1 protein-coding gene is annotated in these 1,550 nt (G+C 69.4%); it reads left to right on the top strand.

Annotated features, from left to right (window positions below; translation table 11 throughout):
- The first annotated feature begins 251 nt into the window (after nt 1–251).
- Nucleotides 252–1,481, top strand: a complete 1,230-nt coding sequence (locus NQU54_RS48480; protein WP_257636641.1) for an IS110 family RNA-guided transposase — start codon at nt 252–254, stop codon at nt 1,479–1,481.
- Nucleotides 1,482–1,550 lie beyond the last annotated feature (69 nt).

Genomic DNA, 1,550 nt, shown 5'->3' with positions numbered 1-1,550 from the left:
AATGGGGCTTCATCGGGCCGTGAGGGAGACTACGGTCCGTAGCCGCCAGCAGGTGAGCACTCTCCATGCCGGAGCGATTTGAGCTCTGTGGTCAGACCGTGCCCCTGCTGGTCGACCGGGAGGCCATGACTGCTGATGGGATGGCGTGCCCGCCGGGCGGTTGGGCGTGAGCACTGGATCCATTAGGGCGCGAGCCGTGCCTTCCGCTGGCTGCATGCAAGTACCGTGCGAAGGCGAGGAGTTGAGTGTTGTTGCTGTTCATCGGCGATGACTGGGCCGAGGACCACCACGACGTCGAGCTGCAGGACGAGACAGGCCGCAAACTGGCCTCCGCCCGGCTGCCCGAGGGCGTCGAGGGCATCGCGAAGCTGCACGCCATCATCGCCCGGCACGGTGGCGAGGACCTGGAGCCCGGACAGGTGACGGTCGGGATCGAGACCGACCGTGGCCCGTGGGTACAGGCGCTGGTCGCGGCTGGCTACCGCGTCTACGCCGTCAACCCCCGGCAGGCGGCCCGGTTCAAGGAGCGGTACGGCACCTCCGGGGCCAAGAGCGACAAGGGCGACGCGCACGCGCTCGCCGACATGGTCCGCATCGACGGCGCCCAGCTACGGCCTGTCGCAGGCGACAGCGACCAGGCCCAGGCCGTCCGCGTGGTCGCCCGCGCCCACCAGACCCTCATCTGGGAGCGCACCCGCACCTTCCAGCGGCTGCGCAACACGCTGCGCGAATACTTCCCCAGCGCGCTGACCGCCTACGCCTCCTTGGAGCTGACCAGCACCGACGCCCTTGAGCTCCTGGTCAAGGCGCCTACTCCGGCACAGGCAGCAAAGCTGACGAAGTCTCAGATCACCGTGGTCCTTGCCCGACACCGCCGCCACCGGCGGGACCAGCGGGCCGCCGCGATCCAGGCCGCGCTGCGCGAGCCCCAGCTCGGCGTCGCCGCCCCGGTCGCCGCCGCCTACGGCGCGGCCGCGACCGCGCACGCCAGGCTGCTGATCGCCCTGAACGAGCAGATAGCCGTCCTCGAAGAGCAGGTGAGCGCGCATTTTCACGCGCACCCGGACGCTGAGATCTACCTGTCGATGCCCGGCATCGGCGAGATCACCGGCGCCCGGGTGCTGGCCGAGTTCGGGGACGACCCCACCCGTTACACCTCCGCCAAGGCCCGCAAGAACTACGCCGGCACCAGCCCCATCACCCGCGCCTCCGGCAGGACGCACGCCGTCCAGGCCCGCTACACACGCAACAACCGGCTCGCCGATGCCCTGCAACGTCAGGCGTTCTCCGCCCTGAACGCCTCACCCGGCGCTCGCCGCTACTACGAGAAGCAGCGGGCCCGCGACGCGGGCTACAACCCCGCCCTCCGACAGGTCGGCAACCGCCTCGTCGGCATCCTCCACGGATGCCTCAAGACCCGCACCCTCTATGACGAGGCCACCGCGTGGTCACACCACGCCGCCCTCCCGGTCACCACTTGACACCACAACGCCATGGGATGTCTGACCAGCAGGAATCAAGGGAACACGTTCGGTTGAGATACGGCTTCT

The sequence above is a fragment of the Streptomyces malaysiensis subsp. samsunensis genome, from assembly GCF_024519315.1.
GTDB lineage: Bacteria > Actinomycetota > Actinomycetes > Streptomycetales > Streptomycetaceae > Streptomyces > Streptomyces malaysiensis.
This window is presented reverse-complemented; position numbering and strand designations above follow the sequence as displayed.